This is a genomic window from Amycolatopsis sp. AA4 (genome assembly GCF_002796545.1).
Classification (GTDB): domain Bacteria; phylum Actinomycetota; class Actinomycetes; order Mycobacteriales; family Pseudonocardiaceae; genus Amycolatopsis.
In genome coordinates this window covers 5933307-5954020 of record NZ_CP024894.1, presented here as the reverse complement: position 1 = coordinate 5954020, position 20714 = coordinate 5933307, and the positions used below count along the sequence as shown (strand labels likewise).

The following is a 20714-nucleotide window of genomic DNA, read 5'->3' as shown; positions in this document are numbered from 1 at the left end:
AGCCCGTCGCCGGGGACCCCGGAAACGAACCTTAAGTCTTTCCCCGCCGCGCACGGGGGCGTCTCAGGGCGGATTAGGGTGAGGGATGTCCGGCACGTTGTGGTGACGGACGCATCTCGGTCTCGCACACTGGAGAGTTGCTCAATGAGCTCGACGGGAGTCTCGTCCCCGCCCGATGTCGGCACCGAAGCCGGCGCCGCCCGCCGCACGACGGCCAGCCCGGAGCAGATCCGGGACGAGCTGATCGACACCGCCGCGGCGCAGGCACCGGAGATCGCGGACCTGATCCGCTTGTACTACCGGCACATCCCGGCCGACGAGATCGTCGGCGACGATCCGGCGGCGCTCGTCGGCGCGGTGCGTTCGCACCTGCAGCTGGCGAAGAAGCGCATGCCCGGACGCCCGGCGGTCCGCCTGCTGAACCCGACGACCGCCGAGGACGGCTGGACGCGCGACGCGACCGTCGTGCAGGTGGTCACCGACGACATGCCCTACCTCGTGGACAGCGTCACCGCGGAGTTCGCCCGCGACGGCGTGCAGGTGCAGCGCATCGTGCACCCGATCGTGGTGGTGAGCCGCGGCCTGACCGGCGAGCTGGAGGGCCTGCACCTCGACGCCGACCCGGCCGAACCGCCCGCCGGCGCGTCCGCGGAATCGTGGATGCTGGTGGAGATCGACCTCGTCACCGACCCGCAGCGGGCGCGCGAGCTGGACAACCGGCTGACGTCCGTGCTGGGCGACGTGCGCGAGGTCGTCGAGGACGCCGAGAAGATGGCGCAGACGGCCTGCTCGCTCGCGGAAACGCTGGAGCAGCACCCGCCGAAGCTGGACACCGACGAGGTCACCGAGGGCGCGCGCCTGCTGCGCTGGCTCGCCGACGGCCACTTCACCTTCCTCGGCTACCGCAAGTACGAACTGGTCGACGGCGCGCAGCCGGACAGCGACGAGCCCGCCCTGCGCGCGGTCCTCGCGTCCGGGCTCGGCGTGCTGCGCCAGGACAGCCTCGCCGCGCGCAGCCTCACCGCGGGGCCGGACAGCTCGGTCGACGCGCTCGCGCCGTCGCTGCTCGTGCTCACCCAGGCCAGCGCGCCGAGCACGGTGCACCGTCCGGTTTATCCGTATTACGTCGGCGTGAAGACGTTCGACGAGCACGGCAAGGTCACCGGCGAGCACCGGTTCCTCGGCATGTTCACCACCACCGCGCTGCACGAGAACGTGCTCGACATCCCGGTGGTGGGCCGGCGCGTGCGCGAGGTGATCCACCGCGCCGGGTTCCCGATGGAGTCGTTCTCCGGCCAGCGGATGCTGGAGGTACTGCAGAACTGGCCGCGCGCGGACCTGTTCTCCGCGGACGCCGATTCGCTCTTCTACACGACCACCGGCGCGATCACGCTGTCCGACCGCCGCCGGCTGCGGCTGTTCCTGCGCCGCGACCCGTACGGCCGCTTCTACTCCTGCCTGGTCTACCTGCCGCGCGACCGCTACACCACGCGCTCGCGGCTGGCGATGCAGGAAGTGCTGCTGGAAGAACTCGAGGGTACGCAGCTGGAGTACAGCGCGCGCGTCGGCGAGACGCTGCTGGCGCAGGTGCACTTCATGGTGCACACCGACCCGTCGAACGTGCTCGAGCCGGACACGCTGCGGATCCAGGAGCGCCTGAACACCGTCGTGCGCAGCTGGGACGACCGGCTGGTCGAGGCCATCATCGCCGAACGCCGCGAGCGCGTCGGCGACGGCGGCCCGATCGGGATGATGGGCGAGGAGTCCGCGGTCGACCGGGGCCAGCGCTTCGGCGCGGTGTTCCCCGAGGCGTACAAGGAAGATTTCACCGCCGAGGACGCGCTGGCCGACCTGGCCAAGCTCGACACCCTCGCCGACGAGGGCGACCTCGCGCTGTCGTTCTACCTGCCCTCCGACGCCGAACCCGGCGAGCGGCGGTTCAAGCTCTACCTGCGCGGCGAGGGCGTCACCCTGTCCAAGGTGCTGCCGGTGCTGCAGGCGATGGGCGTCGAGGTGGTGGACGAGCGGCCGTACGAGCTGTTCCGCGAGGACGGCGGGGCCAGCTGGATCTACGACTTCGGCCTGCGCGTCGACAAGAAGGGCCTCGAAGAAGCCGACGAAGCCGCGGCGGTCGAGGTGCGCGAGCGGTTCCAGGACGCGTTCCACGCCGCGTGGCGCGGCGACGCCGAGGTCGACGGCCTCAACGGTCTCGTCCTTCGCGCCGGGCTCACCTGGCGCCAGGCCGCGGTGCTGCGGGCGTACTCGCGGTACCTGCAGCAGGCGCGCAGCCCGTTTTCCCAGGCCTACATCCAGAACACGGTCGTCAAGCACACCGAGGTCGCGACGAAACTGCTGCGGCTCTTCGAAACCCGCTGCGATCCGCAACTGTCCGATGTGGACCGGAAAACGCACGAGGAATCGCTGACCGCCGAGATCTCCGCGATGATCGACGAGGTCACGAGCCTCGACGAGGACCGGATCCTGCGCAGGCTGCTCGCGGTCGTCAACGCGACGCTGCGCACGAACTACCACGTGCGCGACGCCGACGGGAACCCGCGGCCGTACCTGGCGCTCAAGCTCGACCCGAGCGGCGTGCCGGAGCTGCCCGAACCGCACCCGAAGTACGAGATCTTCGTGTACTCGCCGCGCGTCGAGGGCGTGCACCTGCGGTTCGGCGAGGTCGCCCGCGGCGGCCTGCGCTGGTCGGACCGGCAGGAGGACTTCCGCACCGAGATCCTGGGCCTGGTCAAGGCGCAGGCGGTGAAGAACGCGGTGATCGTGCCGGTCGGCGCGAAGGGCGGCTTCGTGGTGAAGCGCCCGCCGGTCCCGACCGGCGACGCCGGGGTCGACCGCGACGCGCAGCTCGCCGAGGGCATCGCCTGCTACCGGATGTTCATCTCCGGCCTGCTGGACCTCACCGACAACCGCGTCGAGGGCGAAACCGTGCCCGCGCCGAACGTGGTGCGCCACGACGCCGACGACAGCTACCTGGTCGTCGCGGCGGACAAGGGCACCGCGAAGTTCTCCGACATCGCCAACGAGGTCTCGGCGCAGTACGGCTTCTGGCTCGGCGACGCGTTCGCCTCCGGCGGTTCGGTCGGCTACGACCACAAGGCCATGGGCATCACCGCCAAGGGTGCGTGGGAGAGCGTGAAGCGGCACTTCCGCGAGCTGGGCAAGGACACCCAGACCGAAGACTTCACCGTCGTCGGCATCGGCGACATGATGGGCGACGTCTTCGGCAACGGGATGCTGCTGTCCCAGCACATCCGGCTGGTCGCGGCGTTCAACCACATGCACGTCTTCCTCGACCCGAACCCGGACGCCGCGTCGTCCTACGAGGAGCGCAAGCGGCTGTTCGACCTGCCGCGCAGCTCGTGGGACGACTACGACCGTTCGCTGATCAGCGAGGGCGGCGGGATCTACCCGCGTTCGGCCAAGACCATCCCGATCACCCCGCAGGTCCGCGAGGCGCTCGGCCTCGACGAGGGCGTCACGAAGCTCGCGCCGATGGACCTGATCCAGGCGATCCTGCTGGCCCCGGTCGAACTGCTGTGGAACGGCGGCATCGGCACCTACGTCAAGGCCGAGAGCGAAAGCCAGGCCGCGGCGGGCGACAAGGCCAACGACGCGATCCGCGTCAACGGCAACCAGCTGCGCGTGCAGGTCGTCGGCGAGGGCGGCAACCTGGGCCTGACCCAGCTCGGCCGGATCGAATTCGCCCGGAACGGCGGCAAGATCAACACCGACGCGCTCGACAACTCGGCCGGCGTCGACTGCTCCGACCACGAGGTCAACATCAAGATCCTGCTCGACCACCTGGTGGCCGGCGGCGAACTGGAGCACGCGCGGCGGAACGAGCTGCTCGGCGAGATGACCGACGAGGTCGGCGCGCTCGTGCTCGCGGACAACTACCGGCAGAACGCCGTGCTCGGCGTCAGCCGGGCGCACGCCGGGCCGATGGTGTCGGTGCACGCGCGCCAGGTGTCCGCGCTGGTCGCGAAGGGCGCGTTCGACCGCAAGCTGGAGGCGCTGCCGACCCCGTCGCAGTTCCGCGCGCTGGAGAAGGCGGGCGAGGGCCTGACCTCGCCGGAGCTGGCGACGCTGCTCGCGCACGTGAAGCTCGACCTCAAGGACGAGCTGCTCGCCTCCGACCTGCCCGAATCCGAGGTGTTCACCCGCCGGCTGCCGGAGTACTTCCCGGCCCCGCTGCGGGAGCGCTTCGCCTCGGCGATCGCGCAGCACCCGCTGCGCCGGCAGATCATCACCACGCTGATCACCAACGAGCTGGTCGACGGCGGCGGCATCTCGTTCGTCTACCGCCTGATGGAGGAGATGAACGCGACCGCCACCGACGCGGTGCGCGCGTACGCGGTGGTCACGCACGTCTACGACCTGCCGAAGCTGTGGGCGGAGATCGACGCGCTGGACAACGTGGTGCCGACCGCGGTCGCGGACCGGATGGTGCTGGAGACGCGGCGGCTGCTCGACCGGGCCGCGCGCTGGTTCCTCACCAACCGCCCGCAGCCGCTCGCGCCGCTGGCCGAGATCAACCGGTTCGGCCCGGTGGTCGCGGAACTGGGCCCGAAGCTGGGCGAGCTGCTGCGCGGGCGCGAACTGGAGTCGGTGGAGCAGGACGCCGCCGCGCTGGCCGAGGAAGGCGTGCCCGCCGATCTCGCCCGCCGCGTCGCGCTGCTGCTGCACAGCTACGGCCTGCTCGACGTGGTCGAGGTGGCGGAGCTGGCCGAACAGCAGGTCGGGCTCGACGCGACGCACACCCCGGCCGACACCGCCGAGCTGTACTACGCGCTGTCGGACCACCTGGACATCGACAAGATGCTCACCGAGATCAGCGCGCTGGAACGCGGCAACCGCTGGCACGCCCTCGCCCGGCTCTCGCTGCGCGACGACGTGTACGGTTCCCTGCGCGCGATCGCGCTCGACGCACTGCGGCACAGCGACCAGGACCTGTCCGTCGACGAGCAGATCGAGCAATGGGAGAAAGCCAACGCGTCGCGGCTTTCGCGGGCGCGCGTGGCGCTGGACGAGATCACCCGTTCCGGGCGGCTCGACCTCGCGACGCTGTCCGTGGCCGCGCGCCAGATCCGGAGCACGGTGCGGTGACATTCGTTTCCCACGTCCAGCCGCGATGGTCGGACATGGACGTGTACGGGCACGTCAACCACGCCAACGTGGTGACGCTGCTCGAAGAGGCCCGGGTGCCCGTGCTGTTCGGCGAAGCCGAGCGCGCGGGGCTCACCGAGCTGCCGAAGGGCGTCGTGGTCGTGAAGCTCGCGGTGCACTACCGCGCGCCGATCGTCGCGGTGCCCGGCCGTTCGGTGCGCGTGGAGATCACGCTCACCGAGCTGCGGGCTTCGACGGTGACGCTCGGGTACGTCGTGCGGACCGGTCCGGACGCGACCGATCCGGTCGCGGTCACCGCCGAGACCGTGCTGGCCCCGTACGACACGGTCAAACTCCGGCCGCGCCGGCTCAGCGACGAGGAATCCGAATTCCTCAAGCGGGTGCTGGCCGATGCCTGAGCTGCGGATTCCCGATCCGGACGACCGGGAGACGCTCAGCGCGTTCGTGGCCCGCGCGGTGCGGCTGGACGGCACGACCGCCGTCCGGCTGCGCCGCCGGGGCGACGACGTGGTCGAGGCGTGGACGGCCACGCCGTTCGAGGTCCTCGCGACCCGCGCGGTCGCCGGGACGGTGACCCCGGCGGACGTCACGGTGTCCGGCAACGAACTGCTCGCGGCGCTCGCCGTCGCGGGCGGCGAGGTGATGGACCCGGGTCCGGCGCGCGACCTGCTGTGGCACGCCGAGCTGCCGGTCTCCGACCGCTGGCAGAAGGTCGACGAACTGCCGGTCGGCGTGATCTCGGAGCTGGCCGATCGCGGCGTCGCGCTCGCCCGCGACAACGCCGGGCCGCACGGCACGCCGCCCGCCTCGCTGATGGACCAGGCGGTGCTGACCGTCACCGGGGGAGACCTCGAGGTCAAGGTCCAGATGCGATGCCTGTTCGCGCTGTCCGGGATGGGGCTGTTCGATTCGTCGATCGACGGCGACGTGGTCCGGGTGACCGCCACCGATTCGTGGCTGCGCCTCGACGCCCGCTACGGCGCGGTGCTCAAGCGGCGCCAGGCGCTGCTGCCGCTGCTGTTCTGAGGCGATTCTGCTGGCGGGAGCCGTCGGGGAGGGCCATCGTGAACGGATGACCGAACCGGACGGCGACCCGACCGCGGACTTCCTCGCCGAGGTCCGGGCCGAGGAGCCGCCGTGGCGCACCGACCGGCCCGCGGCCGCCGAGCCCGCGCCGGAAACCGGATCTGAGCCAGGACGCGCCCGGTCGGTGGTGCGCGCGGTAGGCGAGGCCGCGCCGTACGTGCAGGCGGGGTTGTTCGCCGCGTGGGCGGCGACGTCGATCGCGGAGGCGGCTGACGGCGGCTCGGCGGGAGATCTTGGCGGCGGACAGCCCGGGTGAGGTCGCGTCGTCTGTCCACACTGGACTTTTCGCCGCGCGGATCGCCACGTCGGCCGCCGATTCCGCGGGCGAAGGCGGCGTGCCGGGCGATTTCGGCTGCCGCCGGACGGGTCGATCCGGGCCGAGGGGTTGTCCCAGCGGGTAGAGTCGGAGTCCGGTCCAGCTGCCGGATGCCCGATCCGGTGCGACCCCGATCATCGCGACCGCCGGCCCTCGCGCGATTCGACGACCCCGGTTTCCGCGCGAGGCGGACACGGCGGCGGAAGAGGAGACCCATGCTCCTGTCCGGTCCGGAACGCCCGATGTCCCTGCCCACCGCCGACGATCCGCAGGTGCTGCGGCAGGCGCTGGCCGCGTATGTGCGCGAGGTCGCCGCCGCGGTCGGGGTGTCGGCGGAGTGCTCGTCGTGCGAGGTCACCGACACGATCACCGCGTATGTCGCGCTGAACGGACGGTCCCCGCGGTTTCCCGGCCGGGATCTGATGCTGTTGTGGACCATGCGGGCCGGCTGGTCGGTCGCGGTGGAGACCACGCCGTCCGAAGCCCCGCAGCCGGTGGCCCAGCTGGGCGGCGACGTGACGCCCGCGCCGGAACGGGTGCGGCGGTTCGTCGCGGACGTGCTGAGCCCGTCCGGGACGACCGGGAACCCGGGGCCGGTGCTCGCGGTGTCGAGCCGCGGCGACCTGCGGACCCGGCTCGAGGAGCGGGTCCGCAGGTCCTGAAGCCGCTCAGGCGGCCTTGAGCTTGCGGGCGAGGCGTTCCGGCCGGGGCCAGCGCACGTGCGAGGCCCAGCGGAACTTCTCGAACATCCAGATCAGCCGCGCGGAGATGTCGAGCTGACCGCGGCCGACGCCGTGCCGGGCCCCGGTCGGGTCGGCGTGGTGCGAGTTGTGCCAGGACTCGCCGAACGACGCGATCGCCAGCGGCCAGAAGTTCGCCGAGCGGTCGCGCGCCTCGAACGGGCGCTCGCCGATCAGGTGGCACAGCGAGTTGACCGACCACGTCACGTGGTGCAGCGCGGCGACCCGGACCAGCCCGGCCCAGAAGAACGCGGTCAGCGCGCCCCACCAGGTCATCGTGATCAGCCCGCCGAGCAGCGCGGGGCCGAGCAGCGTCGCGACGGTCAGCACCGGGAAGAGCCGGTCGATCCGCTGCAGGTCGGGATCGTCGAGCAGGTCCGGGGCGAACCGGCGCGGGTTGGTCCGGTCGCGGCCGAACAGCCAGCCCATGTGCGCGTGCCAGAAGCCCTTGGCGAGCGCGGCGGGCGTCGTGCCGAAGCGCCACGGCGAATGCGGGTCGCCGTCGCGGTCGGAGTACGCGTGGTGGCGGCGGTGGTCGGCGACCCAGTCGATCACCGGCCCCTGCATGGCCATGCTGCCCGCGACGGCGAGCGCGATCCGCAGGCCGCGGCGGGCGCGGAACGAGCCGTGGGTGAAGTACCGGTGGAAGCCGACGGTGATGCCGAGGCCGCTGACGCAGTAGAACGCGGCGGCGAGGCCGATGTCCAGCCAGCTGAGGCCCCAGCCCCAGGCCAGCGGCACCGCGACGGCGACCGCGAGGAGGGGGACGACGGCGAAGAGCTTCACCAGGAAGGCCTCGGTGCCGGACTTGCGGCCGGCGAGCATGGGCTGCGGCGTTTTCGGGGGACGCTGGACAGTGCTCTGGGTGTCGATGGGTAAACGCTCCTACTCGAGCTGGTCCGGCCGCCGCGCTCTGCGGGGCCGAGGCCGATGCCGCGGCGCGCGCCGCGGCGGAGGGGAGCCGCCTCGGGGATGCGCCGTGCGTTGCGAACTGACCGGGCAGGGGAGGGCCGTGAAGGCCAGTCGCGACCTGTCCTGGTCAACGGAGGATCTCGCGTCCGGGTTCCCGGAACGCGGAAGACCTTGTGCGACCGGGGAAATTCACCGGGACGCACCGGGGTGCCGAGCGATTTCGGCTGCCGTCGGCGGAAAAGTCCGCTTCGGCGCGGGTCCCCTGGTGCGGAAAGCCTTCCGCACCAGGGGAAACACCGGGGAAACTCAGATGGCGCGAACGCCGGTGGCCTGCGGGCCCTTCTGGCCCTGGCCCACCTCGAACTCGACGCGCGCGTTCTCGTCCAGGCTGCGGAAACCGTTGCCCTGGATCTCCGAGTAGTGCACGAACACGTCGGCGCTGCCGTCGTCCGGGCTGATGAACCCGAAGCCCTTTTCGGCGTTGAACCACTTCACGGTGCCTTGCGTCATAAAAACGATCTCCATCGGACTCACAACAGATGCCACCTCGGCATCCGGGTCTGGCAACCGACGGTGTGCCTTCCGAAAGAGAAACACCACGCCCGCTACATCTTGCGAGCGGGCTGCGGGACGTACCCACCGCACGAACACAAAACACGACCGCGTTCAGTAAAGCACGCCCGCGCCGGTCCCACCAGGGCCGCCGCCCGAACGGTCCACTGTGGACGCCGCGACGCGCGCGGCGGGGACGGCTCGCGGGCAGGTTGGGGGCGGGGAGTAGCGTCAACGGTGTCGAGAAGTCCCATCGTGCGCCGGCGATCGAGCCGGCGTCGTCCCCGGCGAGCCCGCTTCCCGCGTGCCGCCGGTGGCCCCTTCCACCTCGACGAGGAGCGACATGCGCTCGGAACGACGTCCGCTGTCCGCCGAAACCAGTGAATTCGCCCGTGCCCGGGTGTCCGCCGAACAGGACCTGCGGGTGCAGCAGGAGCACGCTGCCCGCACGGTCGCGGGACACGCGCACGATGTCGACGACCTGCGGGGATTGCTCGCGATGCTCGGCTTGGAGGCGGGTGCTCGCGTCTGACCCTGGCCGGGTCCGGCCGCCGAGGGGCGGCCGGGCCGGTGCTGGCCATGGCCGGGCAGGTCAGGCGGCTTTGTGCGGCCTGAGCTGCCCGAGCCGGGTGGTCGAGTTCGCAGTGAGCTTTTATCGACCGGCGGACGGATTTCCGCCGGGCTCCGCCGTGCCCGGGTGCCCGAAACGTCCGCTGCCGGACTGCCGCCGAGCAGGAGTGCGACGCCGGTGACCTGCCGGGATTGGTCACGATGCTCGGCTTGGCGGTCGCCATGGCCGAGCGGGTCAGGCGGGTTTTGAGGCCTGAGCTGCCCGAGCCAGTCGCCGAATCCGGAGCGAGTCTCCCGTCCGCGAGCGGCTGCTTTCAGCCGCGGACCGACCTGTGTTGTCCCGCGTCCGGGGGTCCGCTGAGGCTGTGACGGCGGGCGGGTCAAGCGGGCGGCCGACAGGCCTGAGCTACCCCAGCCAAGCCGCCGAATCCGGAGCGAGCCTTCCGTCCACCAGCGGGCTGCTGGTGAGCAGCACCTCTCCCGGCGGCAGCACGATCGAGCTGGCCGACGTGTTCAGCGCGCAGATCAGCCCGCCCCGGCCGCGGCGGAACGCGAAGCAGCCGGCGGGCGCGCCGAACCACTGCAGTTCGTCGCCGTCCCGGAACGCGGGGTGGTGTTTCCGCAGCTCCACCGCGCGCCGGTACAGCGACAGGGTCGAGTCCGGGTCCTCGAGCTGCCGTTCCACGGTGAGCGGAGCCCAGTCCGCGGGCATCGGCAGCCACGTCTGCGCGGTGCGCGAGAACCCGTACGGCGGGAGCGTGCCCTCCCACGGCAGCGGCACGCGCTCGCCGTCGCGGCTGAACTCCGGGCCTTGCGAGCGGGCGCGCGGGTCGGTCATCGACTCCAGCGGCAGGTCGGCGTTCGGCAGGCCCAGCTCTTCGCCCTGGTACAGGTAGACCGCGCCGGGCAGCGCCAGTTCCACCAGCGCCATCGCGCGGGCCCGGCGGAGCCCGGTCGCGCCGCCGCCGTAGCGGCTCGCGGCGCGCCAGACGTCGTGGTTGGACAGCGTCCAGGTCGCCGGTGCTCCCGCCGCACGCGGCACCGCCAGCGAGCGCTCGATCGACGTGCGCATCGCGTCCGCGTCGAAATGGGTGAGTACCAGGCGGAAGTTGAACGCCAGGTGCAGCTCGTCCGGCCGCAGGTAACGGGCCAGGCGCTGTTCGTCCTGCACCCAGATCTCGCCGACGGCCATCGCGTCCGGGTACTCGTCGAGCACCTTGCGGATCAGCTGGTGCACCTCGTGCACGCCGTCGTCGTCGAAACGCGGGTCGCCGGGCGCGCCGCCGCCGTGCGAGGGCGTGTCCGGGTCCATGTCGGGCAGTCCGGCGGGCTTGGCCATCCCGTGCGCGACGTCGATCCGGAACCCGTCCACGCCCCGGTCGAGCCAGAACCGCAGGGTGCGCTCCAGATCGGCGCGGACGTCCGGATTGGCCCAGTTCAGGTCGGGCTGCTGGGGCGCGAACAGGTGCAGGTACCACTGCCCGTCCGGCACCCGCGTCCACGCCGGGCCGCCGAACACGCTGACCCAGTTGTTGGGCGGCTCCGCCCCGCCGGGGCCGCGGCCGTCGCGGAAGTGGTAGCGCTCCCGCTCCGGGCTGCCCGGCCCGGCGGCCAGCGCGGACTTGAACCACGCGTGCTGGTTGCTCGTGTGGTTCGGCACGACGTCCACGGTGACCCGGATGCCGCGCCGGTGCGCCTCGGTGAGCAGCACGTCGAAGTCGCCGAGGGTGCCGAACATCGGGTCGACGCCGCGCGGGTCCGCGACGTCGTAGCCGTGGTCGGCCATCGGCGACGGGTAGAACGGCGTCAGCCACAGCGCGTCGACGCCCAGCAGCTCCAGGTAGCCGAGCTTGCTGCGGATGCCCTCGAGATCGCCGATGCCGTCCTCGCCCGAATCGGCGAACGACCGCACGTAGATCTCGTAGAACACCGCGTCCGACCACCAGGACGGCCGCGACGGGCGGTCCGGCCGCCGTCCCGCGACCTGGCGTCTCATCAGACGAAACTGTTCATCATGCTGTGCGCGGCCATTTCCAGGTACGCCCACAGCTGGCCGAGGTACGGCTCGGGCAGGTTCTCCTCGTCGATCGCGATCCGGATGCAGCGCAGCCACGCGTCGCGTTCGACCGGGCCGATCTTGAACGGCGCGTGCCGCATCCGCAGCCGGGGGTGGCCGCGCTGGTCGGAGTAGGTGTGCGGACCGCCCCAGTACTGGATGAGGAACAGCCGGAACCGTTCCTCCGCCGGGCCGAGGTCCTCCTCCGGGTAGAGCGGGCGCAGGACCTCGTCGCGGGCCACTTCCTCGTAGAACCGCTTGATGATCCGGCGGAAGGTCGGTTCGCCGCCCACCGCCTCGTACAGGTTCGCCGGTTCCGGCTCGCTCACAGTCGACACACCTCCATCTTGCCCTGCTTCAGCTGCGCGCCGCGCCCGACTGCTTGTCCTGCATGGACGACAGCAGCCGGCCGAGCGGCGGCTCGAAACCGGCCTCCTCGAGCGCGCCGAGCAGCTGCCCGCGCAGCTTCCGCTGCACCGCCCACTGCTTGCCCGGTCGCACCTTGACCGTCAGGCGCAACACGATTCCCTCCGGTGTGACCTGTTCGACGCCGAGCATCTCCGGCGGCTCCAGCACGTTCGCCGAGAGCGCGTCCGTTTCGACCGCCTTCGTGGCCGCGCCGCTGAGCACCTCGGTGGCCTTGTCGACGTCCGCGGAGTAGCTGAGCGGGACGTCCACCACGGCGTAGGCGAAGCCCTGGCTGGAGTTGCCGACGCGCAGCACCTCGCCGTTGCGGACGTACCAGACGGTGCCCTTCAGGTCGCGCAGCGTGGTGATGCGCAGGCCGACCGCCTCGACGGTGCCGGTCGCCTCGCCGATGTCCACGACGTCGCCGACGCCGTACTGGTCCTCGATCATCATGAACATCCCGGACAGGAAGTCCTTGACCAGGTTCTGCGCGCCGAACCCGAGCGCGACGCCGACGATCCCGGCCGACGCGATGATCGGGGCCAGGTCGATGCCCAGTTCGCCCAGCACGAGGATGAACGCGAGGCCGTAGATCAGGAACGTGGCCATCGACTTCAGCACCGAGCCGATCGTCTTGGCGCGCTGCCTGCGGCGTTCCACCACGGCGGTGCCGAGCATCTCCGGCGCGCGTTCGCGGAGCGGTCTCAACAGCGACGGGATCTTGCCGTTGCCGCCCGAGGACGGGAGCGTGGTGACCCGGTCGATCAGCCGCTTCGTGAGATATCGCACCACGAAGGCGATGACCAGGATCATGATGATCTTCAGCGGCTTCGTGACGAGCCAGCCCGCCGACGCGGCGAGCCACTCGTTGTGCGTGACCGAATAGACCTGGGCGCACCACGACCCGGTCTCGGAGATGCAGCTGGGCGGAGCGCTGAGCACGGCATTCACTGGGGGAGGAAGTCCCTTCTCGTCGCTTGTTCCCGGCAGCGCGCAGGCGGCCGGCGGGTGGCCGACGGGTCGCGGGTATGTGACACGTCACAGAACACGCGTGCGCCGGGGCCCTGATGTGTGGTCGACTATGCCTGCACCGGTGGAGGTGGTCGAGTGCCAGACCGACAACCCGTCCCCCTCGGCGGAGCCGGCCAAGCCATGGCCGAGCTGCCGCCGGAGGCGATCCTGCGTGCCTGCCCGGGAGGGTCCGCATCCGGCGGCTCCGTCCCGTCCGGGCCGGGGACCCGTCCAGGGGGAGCTTCCCGTCCGCCCGGACAGCGTAGAGCCCGCGATCCGGTCGCCCCGGCGTGGGGGCGGCGCCGGGTCCTCCTGCTCAACGCCACTTTCGAACCGCTCACCGCGGTGCCCATGCGACGCGCGGTGGTGCTCGTCATGTGCGGCAAGGCGGAGGTCGTCCACGGCGATCCGGGCGGCGTCGAACTGCACGCCGCGACGGTGTCGCTGCCCGTCCCGTCGGTGATCCGGCTCAGCACGTACGTGCGGGTGCCCTACCGGGCGCAGGTGCCGCTCACGCGGGCCGGGCTGATGCACCGGGACCGGCACCGCTGCGCCTACTGCGGCGGGCGCGCGGAGACTATCGACCACGTCGTCCCGCGCAGCAAGGGGGGTCCGCACAGCTGGACCAACTGCGTCGCCTGCTGCGCGAAGTGCAACCACCGCAAGGCCGACCGGCTCCTGTCGGAGATCGGCTGGCGGCTGCGCGTGGTGCCGCGCGCCCCGCACGGCCCGCACTGGCGGCTGCTGGCGCATTCCAAAGAGGCCGATCCGCTGTGGCGGCCGTACCTCGGGTCGGCGGCCTAGCCTTCCGGTCCCGGACACGTCGGCGCCCCGGCTGCCAATGCGGCGGCCGGGGCGAGCCGATGGAGCGTGCTCGACGTCTCTCGGTCCGGTGCTGCGCTGCTCAGGCGGCGAGGCTGTAATCCGCCTGGCAGGTGACGCGGGTGCCCATCGTGACCCGGGTGCCGCGCGTGACGCGGGTTCCCCGGGTGACCCGGGTGCCCATGGTGACGCGGGTTCCGGCGGTGACCCGGGTGCCGCGGGTGACGCGCGTGCCCATCGTGACGCGCGTGCCGCAGGTGACGCGAGTGCCGCGGGTGACCCGGGTGCCGCGCGTGACGCGGGTGCCCATCGTGACGCGGGTTCCGGCCGTGACGCGGGTCCCGCGGGTGACGCGGGTCCCGCGGGTGACGCGGGTACCCCTGGTGACTCGAGTTCCCATGGTGACCCGGGTACCCATTGTCACGCGAGTGCCCGCGGTGACCCGGGTGCCGCGGGTGACCCGAGTGCCGCGCGTAACCCTGGTGCCGGACGTGACGCGCGTTCCGGGCACGAATCCGGTCTCGCTGGGTGACGAAATGGTCTCGGTGATCGCCTGAGCGGGGGGCTGGACGCTCTGCATGAGGTGTCCTCCTGGGACCGGTGCGTGACGGGCTGAAGCTGGGGAGGCGGGCGCAAGGCCCGTACAGGTGAAAAAGCTACGAGGATTTCAGGGTTCGGACAAGCCGCTATCGCCCGGTACGGCCGCCTGTACGGCGAGTTGCCACCTTTCGGCCCGCAGCCCTTCGCCCCAACGTTCCAGCGGGCGCGGGCCAAGCGGCGGACGGCGGCTCACCGGCGACGAACGGTCGCCCCCGGTCGCCGGTGTCGCGCGGTGGCTGCCGGAGGCATCCGATACGCTCACCGGCGTGAACGTTGTCGAGACGATCCTGGTCTACGCGGTCATCCCCGGGGCCATTTACTTCGTGGTCGGCGCCGCGACCTTGCGGAAGAAGTTCTCGGGGACGCCGCGGTACCGGCCGGGGCAGCCGTGGGAGTACCCCGCGATGTGGTGGACCGCCAACCCGGACGGCGTAGGAGCCGGCCACGCACCGGCGGTTGACGTGAATGCGGCGCCCGCGGGCGCTTCGACGGCCGCAGGAGGCGCTCGTGGCAAGTGGTGAAGTGACCCGGACCGCGGTCGCGGAAAAGGACCTGGCGTTCGGCGAGGTCATCACCAACAGCGGCAGGCTGTCGGCGGCGAAAATGTACGAGCCCGCCGCGCCGACGAGCCCGTTCACGGTGCAGCAGTTGGCCCGCCTGGACGAGGCCCTGACCTTCGCCACGCGCGAGACCGGCCTCGACTTCAGCATCTACCTCGGCGACCTGGGCGAAGACACCCGAGCCGGCGCGGAAAAACTGCACGCCACCACAGACGACCCGTCGAACGCGGTGCTGCTCGGCGTCTCGCCGGCCCAGCGCGCGATCGAAATCGTCACCGGCGAACGCGCCCACTCGCGCCTCCCCGACCGCGGCGCGAACCTGGCCGTCGCGAGCATGGTGGCCTCCTTCAAGGAAGGCGACCTGACCGGCGGCCTGGTCAACGCCCTGCGCATGCTGAGCGACCAAGCGGGCCCCGCTCCCAAGCACTGACTCCCCGCACACTTCAAGAGCCGGTACGCCTTTACGCGTACCGGCTCTTTCTACTTTCCGCCCAGACTTTCCGTGAGGGCCACCTTCACGGACTCAGAGTCCCTGAGGGTTCCCCTCACGACCCTCCCGCCGGACGTGAAGGGCTCCTTGAGGGAATTAGATTCCCTCAAGGAGCCCTTCACGGACCGCTCCGCGCCGACCCCGCCGGGATCCCCCAATGTGGCATTGGGTGCGTCAGATGCACCGAACGCCACATTGGGTGCGTCGCATGCACCCAATGCCACATTGGGGCGCTCCCCGCGACCCGGACGCCGCCCCACTCAAAGCAACCACGCACCCAAGCCGCGAAAAAACCGCCGCCAGTGCACCCAAACCCCGGGGGCACCCACCCCTCCCCCAACCCCGATACAAAGCCGCCCTGCGGTTCGGGGGTGCTTGTCAAGGCATCTTTCCAGCCTTGACAAGCACCCCCGAACCGTCAGCACAATCAAGCTTCGGGGTGCCCCACGCAACCAAGGGAGGCGCAATGTCGCCCGCCAGGGCGACGAGCCGAACCCCCTCAAACCTGACTGTCGAAATCCCGAGCAGCCAATGCCCGAACAATCCCAGCCCGCCCCTCGGAAACCAACCGCCGCAACGCAGCCGGATGCTCCCCAGCAAGCCACTCGTCCGAAGCATTGACCGTCTCCGCCTCAACCGCCCAAGACGGATACAACCCAATAGCCGTCGGCTGCGCCCGCTCGCTGGACCGCCGAGCCCAAACGTCGTCGATAACCTCGAAATACCGCCCCACATACTCCCCGAGCAAATGCTTCTGCCCAGGATGCGAGAACCCGGAAATCAACGCATCGCTCACCGCATTGGGAATCTCGTCGTCGTAAATAGCCCGCTGCCAGGTATCCGCCTTGGCCTCCGCAGTAGGCTGCAACGCCCGAGACCGCTCCGCGTGCCGCCGCCCGGCAGCAGTGTCATCCCGCCGCTGCTCGGCATCGATCTCCGCGGACCCAGCCTTCCCGTGCGCCACCAACGCCTGCAGCAACCGCCACCGCAAATCGGTGTCCACGGTCAGCCCGGGCAACGGCGCGGACCCGTCCAGCCACCCCGCGATCTCCGCCAGAATCTCGTCCCCGAGCACCCCGCCGGCCAGCGAATTCACAAATGCCAGCTGATGATCCGACCCAGCCTCCGCAGTACGGGCCAACTCGAGCAATCGCCCGCTCAACGCAGGCCATCCCTCGGCCGCGGCCCACTTCTGATCGGCATAAGAATTCAACGCCGTCTGCGCCTGCAGCAGCAACCGCTGCACCACGCCGACCTCGCTCTCGGCGTGAATCCCGCGCGCCACCAGCGTTACGAAATCGCGAGCCTTCAGCTCGGCCTCGCGCGTCATCTCCCACGCGGCCGACCAGCACAGCGTGCGCGGCAGCGATTCGGTGATGTCGCCGATCCGGTCGATCAGCGTGGTCAGCGACGCGGGGTCGAGCCGCATCCGGCAGTAGGTCAGGTCGTCGTCGTTGACCAGCACGAGCTTGCCCGCGGCCTGGCCGACCAGGTCCGGCACCTCGGTGCGCTCGCCGGTCACGTCCAGTTCGACGCGGCGGGTGCGGACGATCTTGCCGTCGCCGTCCTCGTCGTACACGCCGACCGCGACGCGGTGCGTGCGCAGTTCGCCGGCACCCGGCTTCGCGCCGGTCTGCACGACGGCGAACGACGCGAACGTGCCGTCCGGAGCGACCTCGTAGCGCGGGCTGAGCGAGTTGAGGCCGGTGGTCTCCAGCCATTCCGCGCTCCACCACGACAGGTCGCGGCCGGACGCTTCCTCCAGCGCCGCCAGCAGATCGGCCAGCGTGGCGTTGCCCCACGCGTGCTTGCCGAAGTAGACCTTGAGGCCGTCGAGGAAGTGCTCGATGCCGACGTAGGCCACGAGCTGCTTCAGCACGCTCGCGCCCTTGGCGTAGGTGATGCCGTCGAAGTTGACCTCGACCGCGTGCAGGTCGACGATGTCGGCCGCGATCGGGTGCGTCGAGGGCAGCTGGTCCTGGCGGTAGGCCCAGGACTTCTCGATGTTCGCGAAGCTGGTCCAGGCGTTCTTGTACTCGGTCGCCTCGGCCTGGGCGAACACGCTCGCGAAGGTCGCGAACGACTCGTTCAGCCACAGGTCGTCCCACCAGCGCATGGTGACCAGGTCGCCGAACCACATGTGCGCCATCTCGTGCAGCAGCGTTTCGGCGCGCCGCTCGTAGGCGTAGCGGGTGACGCGGCTGCGGAAGACGTAGTCCTCGAGGAACGTGACCGCGCCGGCGTTCTCCATCGCGCCCGCGTTGAACTCCGGCACGAACAGCTGGTCGTACTTGGAGAACGGGTACGGGGTGCCGAATTTCTCGTGGTAGAAGGCGAAACCCTGTTTGGTTTCGACGAACAGCCGCTCGGCGTCCATGTGCTCGGCGAGCGACGCGCGGCAGTAGATGCCGAGCGGGATGGTGCGGTGCTCGTCGCGGAACTCGTCGGTCCATTCCGCGTACGGGCCGGCGACGAGCGCCACCAGATAGGTGGAAATCCGCTCGGATTCGGCGAACTGCGTGCGGCGCGCGCCGTCCTCGGTGTCCTCGGCGCTTTCGACGAGCGCGTTGGACACGACCTTCCAGTCGCGCGGGGCGTGCACCGCGAGCCGGTAGACGGACTTGAGGTCCGGCTGGTCGAAGCAGGCGAACATGCGCTTCGCGTCGGCGGTCTCGAACTGGGTGTAGAGGTACACGCCGTCGTCGACCGGGTCGACGAACCGGTGCAGGCCCTCGCCGGTGTTCATGTAGCGGCAGTCCGCGGTGACGACGAGTTCGTTCTCCGCGGCAAGGCCGGGCAGCGCGATGCCCTTTTCCTCGGTGTAGCCGCTGACGTCGAGCTCGGCGCCGTTGAGCACGGCGGAGCGGACCCCTTCGGCGACGAGGTCGATCCACGACGCTTCGCCGGGACGGCTGCTGGAGAACCGCACCGTGGTGGTGGAGCGGAAGGTCTTCTCCCCGGGACGGCCGTGGCCGTCGGTGAGGTCCAGCTCGATGTCGTAGGACGACACGTCCAGCAGGCCGGAGCGCTGCTTGGCTTCGTCACGCGTCAGGTTGGGGGCGGGCACGGGCACCTCTGGTCTTCGGTTCCGGTGGGCACGACGTTCAGCATCCAATCATGACGCGCCCGGAACCGGCGACCAGGGAACAATGCGGAGGGGCCGCCGCGTTGCCCCGCAGTGCGGGGGTTCGCCCCGCCCTCGGCGAGCGCCGGGGAGCAGTCTCGCCGAGGAGCCCGTGAAAAATGACTGACGCGTCCCAGCCCACCACGGTGGACTTCTACTTCGACCCGATCTGCCCGTTCGCGTGGATCTCGTCGCGCTGGATCCTGGAAGTCGAGAAGCACCGCGAGCTGGACCTGACCTTCCGAGTGATGAGCCTGTCGGTGCTGAACGAGGGCCGCGAGGACCTGCCCGAGCGGTACAAGGAGCTGCTGAGCGAGGGCTGGGCCCCGGTCCGCGTCGCGACCGCGCTGGCGCAGACCCAGGGCCAGCAGGCCGTGCGCGACTTCTACACCGAGTTCGGCACCCGCTACCACAACCAGCACAACGAGGACCGCAAGCTCGTCATCAAGGAGGCGCTGGCCGCGATCGGCGCCCCGGCCGAACTCGCCGAGGCGGGCGAATCGACCGAATACGACGAGGCGCTGCGCAAGAGCCACCACGAGGGCATGGACCCGGTCGGCATGGACGTCGGCACGCCGACCATCCACGTCAACGGGAGCGCGTTCTTCGGCCCGGTGCTCTCGTCGATCCCGCGGGGCGAGGACGCGCTGAAGGTGTTCGACGGCGCGGTCGCGCTGGCGAGCTACCCGGACTTCTTCGAGCTGAAGCGCACCCGGACCGGCGAGCTGAACTTCGACTGAGGGCCTCGTGAGTGTTTATGCCGGTTCTAACCGGCATAAACACTCACGAGAACCCGAGCGCCGCCTTGGTGACGTCCTCCGGGTACGGCGAGCTTTCCAGCGCTTTCGCACGCGACGCCCCGCGCGTCTTCAACTCGTGCAGCCGTAGCAGACCGTCGCGATGCGTGCGCACGAACGCTCCATCCACCGGATCGCCGTGGCCGGGGACGACCACGCGCGGTTCCAGCGCGAGCAGCGCGTCCATCGCGGCGGCCCAGGCGTCGAGCTGATCGTCCGGGCCGAACGAGTACGCGGTGAAGCCGTGCGGGCCGTGCTCCACGACGTCTCCGGCGAAGACGACCTCCGCGTCCGGCACGTGCACCAGCAGGTCGTGGTCGGTGTGCGCGAGGCCGGGGTGCACGAGCGCGACCGTGCGGCCGCCGAGGTCGAGTTCGGCTCGGTCGGACACGAGACGGTCCGGCGGCATGATCCCGGTGCGCTCGATGGCGTCGGCGATCTCCGGTTTGCCCTCTTCGCGGTAGTGCTTGGCCCAGGTTTGCTTGCTGCTTTCGCCGTTTTTCAGCAGGGCCTGCAGGCAGCCGGGGTGGGCCCAGACATCGCACGGCAGGAACGGCGTGGTGCCGAAGGCGTGGTCGAAATGCGCGTGCGTGTAGACGACCGACCACGGCAGCTCGGTCAGCTCGCGGACCGCCGCGGCGAATTCCGCGCCCTGGTCGACGTCGCCGCGGGTGTCGATCACCAGGCACCGCTCCTGGCCGAGCACCACGCCGGTCGTCAGGTCCAGCTCGTCGTACCGGCGGGCGAAAACCCCGTCGGCCACCTCGGTCCAGCTCATCGCCCCTCCAGAATCCCGTGCGCCAGCGTCACCACGCTAGCGCTGACGTCCTGCTGGGCGGCCAGGATCACGTCGTCGCCGTGGCCGGTCGCGGCGAGTTCCCGCCCGGAGGTGCAGGCGTGCAGCGCGGCCGGGATGTCGGTCGCGGCGTAGGCAGCCGCCGCGAGCGCGGCTTCGGCGGATCGCGAGCCGGTCAGCGCGCTGACGATCGCGCCCGCGCCGAGGTGGTCCTCGACGCACGGCCGCAGCGGGCCGAACTCAGCGCCTTCGCCGAACATGTCGACGCCCCAGCGTTCCCCGGCGGGAATCACGCCGATCGGCCGTCCGTCGGCGATTTCCTCGGCTTTCGCCGCGGTCGCCGACGCATTCCGCAGGCAACCGGCCAATACGTGCGCGCCGGTTTTCGCCGCGGCCGCGCAGAGCGTCGCACCATTGGGGGAGGGGAGGGCGAGCAGCGTGCCGGACGGGATCTGCGTCACAGAAGACGGCCGGAGCGTCCATTCCTCTTCGCCCGCGACCGCCGCTCCCGCGCCGCGCGCCTCGGCGATCCCGCGTTCGTCGCGCCACCGCACCGGCAGCACCCGGCCGCCGCGGCTGACGACGAGATCCGTTGTGGTGCTGAAGGAAAGCACGTCCACGACGATCAGCACGGCGCATTCCGAACCGAGGATCGCGACGCCTTCGCCGCCCCATTCGAGCCGGACGTCCGTGCCGCGCTGCGCTGCGATGTCCACCCCCGGAGCATGC

Annotated in this window: 20 protein-coding genes; 11 read left to right on the top strand and 9 right to left on the bottom strand. The window is 70.7% G+C overall.

Annotated features, from left to right (window positions below):
* The first annotated feature begins 144 nt into the window (after nucleotides 1-144).
* The 5 genes from CU254_RS27580 to CU254_RS27560 all read left to right on the top strand — a co-directional run bounded on the left by CU254_RS27580 (nucleotide 145) and on the right by CU254_RS27560 (nucleotide 7209).
* A complete protein-coding gene (locus CU254_RS27580; protein ID WP_009081313.1) occupies nucleotides 145-5124 on the top strand; it encodes an NAD-glutamate dehydrogenase in 4980 nt (1659 codons plus the stop codon).
* Nucleotides 5121-5543, top strand: a complete 423-nt coding sequence (locus CU254_RS27575) for a thioesterase family protein (RefSeq protein ID WP_009081311.1) — start codon at nucleotides 5121-5123, stop codon at nucleotides 5541-5543. The genes CU254_RS27580 and CU254_RS27575 overlap by 4 nt, the downstream gene beginning before the upstream one ends.
* Nucleotides 5536-6171, top strand: coding sequence for a hypothetical protein (locus tag CU254_RS27570; protein WP_009081309.1), 636 nt, complete (start codon nucleotides 5536-5538; stop codon nucleotides 6169-6171). The genes CU254_RS27575 and CU254_RS27570 overlap by 8 nt, the downstream gene beginning before the upstream one ends.
* A gap of 46 nt (nucleotides 6172-6217) precedes the next feature.
* Entirely contained in the window at nucleotides 6218-6487 is a 270-nt protein-coding gene (locus tag CU254_RS27565) for a hypothetical protein (protein WP_009081308.1), read from the top strand.
* A 275-nt stretch (nucleotides 6488-6762) separates the two neighbouring features.
* Nucleotides 6763-7209 (top strand): DUF6292 family protein, encoded by a 447-nt coding sequence (locus CU254_RS27560; protein WP_050788296.1) that lies wholly within the window; start codon nucleotides 6763-6765, stop codon nucleotides 7207-7209.
* Between the two features lie 6 nt (nucleotides 7210-7215).
* Here the strand turns inward: CU254_RS27560 and CU254_RS27555 are convergent, their stop codons facing one another.
* Nucleotides 7216-8112 carry a fatty acid desaturase gene (locus CU254_RS27555; protein ID WP_009081305.1) on the bottom strand — a complete coding sequence of 299 codons (897 nt, stop codon included), beginning with the start codon at nucleotides 8110-8112 and terminating at the stop codon, nucleotides 7216-7218.
* Nucleotides 8113-8505: 393 nt separating this feature from the next.
* Nucleotides 8506-8709: a cold-shock protein gene (locus CU254_RS27550; protein ID WP_009081304.1), complete on the bottom strand. Its 204-nt coding sequence runs from the start codon at nucleotides 8707-8709 to the stop codon at nucleotides 8506-8508.
* A gap of 385 nt (nucleotides 8710-9094) precedes the next feature.
* Between CU254_RS27550 and CU254_RS27545 the strand changes: the two genes are divergently transcribed.
* Nucleotides 9095-9283 (top strand): hypothetical protein, encoded by a 189-nt coding sequence (locus CU254_RS27545; protein WP_009081303.1) that lies wholly within the window; start codon nucleotides 9095-9097, stop codon nucleotides 9281-9283.
* A 444-nt stretch (nucleotides 9284-9727) separates the two neighbouring features.
* Here CU254_RS27545 and CU254_RS27540 read toward each other — a convergent pair whose 3' ends face one another.
* The 3 genes from CU254_RS27540 to CU254_RS27530 are packed head-to-tail and all read right to left on the bottom strand — an operon-like array spanning nucleotide 9728 to nucleotide 12736.
* On the bottom strand, nucleotides 9728-11317 hold the full coding sequence (locus tag CU254_RS27540; RefSeq protein WP_050788295.1) for a glycoside hydrolase family 13 protein: 1590 nt from the start codon (nucleotides 11315-11317) through the stop codon (nucleotides 9728-9730).
* On the bottom strand, nucleotides 11317-11706 hold the full coding sequence (locus tag CU254_RS27535) for a globin (protein ID WP_199786001.1): 390 nt from the start codon (nucleotides 11704-11706) through the stop codon (nucleotides 11317-11319). Before CU254_RS27535 ends, CU254_RS27540 begins: the two co-directional genes overlap by 1 nt.
* 28 nt (nucleotides 11707-11734) lie before the next feature.
* The gene (locus CU254_RS27530) at nucleotides 11735-12736 is read right to left on the bottom strand and encodes a mechanosensitive ion channel family protein (RefSeq protein WP_050788294.1); all 1002 of its coding nucleotides are present in this window, start codon (nucleotides 12734-12736) and stop codon (nucleotides 11735-11737) included.
* A 411-nt stretch (nucleotides 12737-13147) separates the two neighbouring features.
* Between CU254_RS27530 and CU254_RS45040 the strand changes: the two genes are divergently transcribed.
* A complete protein-coding gene (locus CU254_RS45040; RefSeq protein WP_050788293.1) occupies nucleotides 13148-13600 on the top strand; it encodes an HNH endonuclease in 453 nt (150 codons plus the stop codon).
* 100 nt (nucleotides 13601-13700) lie between these two features.
* On the opposite strand, the gene CU254_RS44350 is transcribed toward CU254_RS45040, so the two are convergent.
* Nucleotides 13701-14018 (bottom strand): hypothetical protein, encoded by a 318-nt coding sequence (locus CU254_RS44350; protein WP_199786000.1) that lies wholly within the window; start codon nucleotides 14016-14018, stop codon nucleotides 13701-13703.
* 1 nt (nucleotide 14019) lies between these two features.
* Between CU254_RS44350 and CU254_RS44345 the strand changes: the two genes are divergently transcribed.
* From CU254_RS44345 to CU254_RS27510, 3 genes are all read left to right on the top strand, one after another.
* Nucleotides 14020-14175, top strand: a complete 156-nt coding sequence (locus tag CU254_RS44345; RefSeq protein ID WP_199785999.1) for a hypothetical protein — start codon at nucleotides 14020-14022, stop codon at nucleotides 14173-14175.
* A 309-nt stretch (nucleotides 14176-14484) separates the two neighbouring features.
* Entirely contained in the window at nucleotides 14485-14739 is a 255-nt protein-coding gene (locus tag CU254_RS27515; protein ID WP_037715018.1) for a hypothetical protein, read from the top strand.
* Nucleotides 14726-15208 carry a DUF5130 family protein gene (locus CU254_RS27510; protein WP_009081291.1) on the top strand — a complete coding sequence of 161 codons (483 nt, stop codon included), beginning with the start codon at nucleotides 14726-14728 and terminating at the stop codon, nucleotides 15206-15208. The genes CU254_RS27515 and CU254_RS27510 overlap by 14 nt, the downstream gene beginning before the upstream one ends.
* A gap of 559 nt (nucleotides 15209-15767) precedes the next feature.
* Here CU254_RS27510 and pepN read toward each other — a convergent pair.
* Nucleotides 15768-18335: an aminopeptidase N gene (gene pepN / locus CU254_RS27505; protein ID WP_037718048.1), complete on the bottom strand. Its 2568-nt coding sequence runs from the start codon at nucleotides 18333-18335 to the stop codon at nucleotides 15768-15770.
* 176 nt (nucleotides 18336-18511) lie between these two features.
* Between pepN and CU254_RS27500 the strand changes: the two genes are divergently transcribed.
* On the top strand, nucleotides 18512-19132 hold the full coding sequence (locus CU254_RS27500; protein ID WP_009081286.1) for a DsbA family protein: 621 nt from the start codon (nucleotides 18512-18514) through the stop codon (nucleotides 19130-19132).
* A 43-nt stretch (nucleotides 19133-19175) separates the two neighbouring features.
* Here CU254_RS27500 and CU254_RS27495 read toward each other — a convergent pair whose 3' ends face one another.
* Together CU254_RS27495 and CU254_RS27490 are read right to left on the bottom strand one after the other, a co-directional pair.
* Nucleotides 19176-19967 carry an MBL fold metallo-hydrolase gene (locus CU254_RS27495; RefSeq protein WP_009081284.1) on the bottom strand — a complete coding sequence of 264 codons (792 nt, stop codon included), beginning with the start codon at nucleotides 19965-19967 and terminating at the stop codon, nucleotides 19176-19178.
* The gene (locus CU254_RS27490) at nucleotides 19964-20701 is read right to left on the bottom strand and encodes a 2-phosphosulfolactate phosphatase (RefSeq protein ID WP_009081283.1); all 738 of its coding nucleotides are present in this window, start codon (nucleotides 20699-20701) and stop codon (nucleotides 19964-19966) included. Before CU254_RS27490 ends, CU254_RS27495 begins: the two co-directional genes overlap by 4 nt.
* Nucleotides 20702-20714 lie beyond the last annotated feature (13 nt).

Coding starts and splice junctions, on each gene's coding strand:
- CU254_RS27550 (WP_009081304.1), bottom strand. CDS start 8,709: ATGACGCAAGGCACCGTGAAGTGGTTCAACGCCGAAAAGGGCTTCGGG.
- CU254_RS27580 (WP_009081313.1), top strand. CDS start 145: ATGAGCTCGACGGGAGTCTCGTCCCCGCCCGATGTCGGCACCGAAGCC.
- CU254_RS27500 (WP_009081286.1), top strand. CDS start 18,512: ATGACTGACGCGTCCCAGCCCACCACGGTGGACTTCTACTTCGACCCG.
- CU254_RS45040 (WP_050788293.1), top strand. CDS start 13,148: ATGCGACGCGCGGTGGTGCTCGTCATGTGCGGCAAGGCGGAGGTCGTC.
- CU254_RS27570 (WP_009081309.1), top strand. CDS start 5,536: ATGCCTGAGCTGCGGATTCCCGATCCGGACGACCGGGAGACGCTCAGC.
- CU254_RS27495 (WP_009081284.1), bottom strand. CDS start 19,967: ATGAGCTGGACCGAGGTGGCCGACGGGGTTTTCGCCCGCCGGTACGAC.
- CU254_RS27560 (WP_050788296.1), top strand. CDS start 6,763: ATGCTCCTGTCCGGTCCGGAACGCCCGATGTCCCTGCCCACCGCCGAC.
- CU254_RS27555 (WP_009081305.1), bottom strand. CDS start 8,112: ATGCTCGCCGGCCGCAAGTCCGGCACCGAGGCCTTCCTGGTGAAGCTC.
- CU254_RS27545 (WP_009081303.1), top strand. CDS start 9,095: ATGCGCTCGGAACGACGTCCGCTGTCCGCCGAAACCAGTGAATTCGCC.
- CU254_RS27565 (WP_009081308.1), top strand. CDS start 6,218: ATGACCGAACCGGACGGCGACCCGACCGCGGACTTCCTCGCCGAGGTC.
- CU254_RS27540 (WP_050788295.1), bottom strand. CDS start 11,317: ATGAGACGCCAGGTCGCGGGACGGCGGCCGGACCGCCCGTCGCGGCCG.
- CU254_RS44350 (WP_199786000.1), bottom strand. CDS start 14,018: ATGGGAACTCGAGTCACCAGGGGTACCCGCGTCACCCGCGGGACCCGC.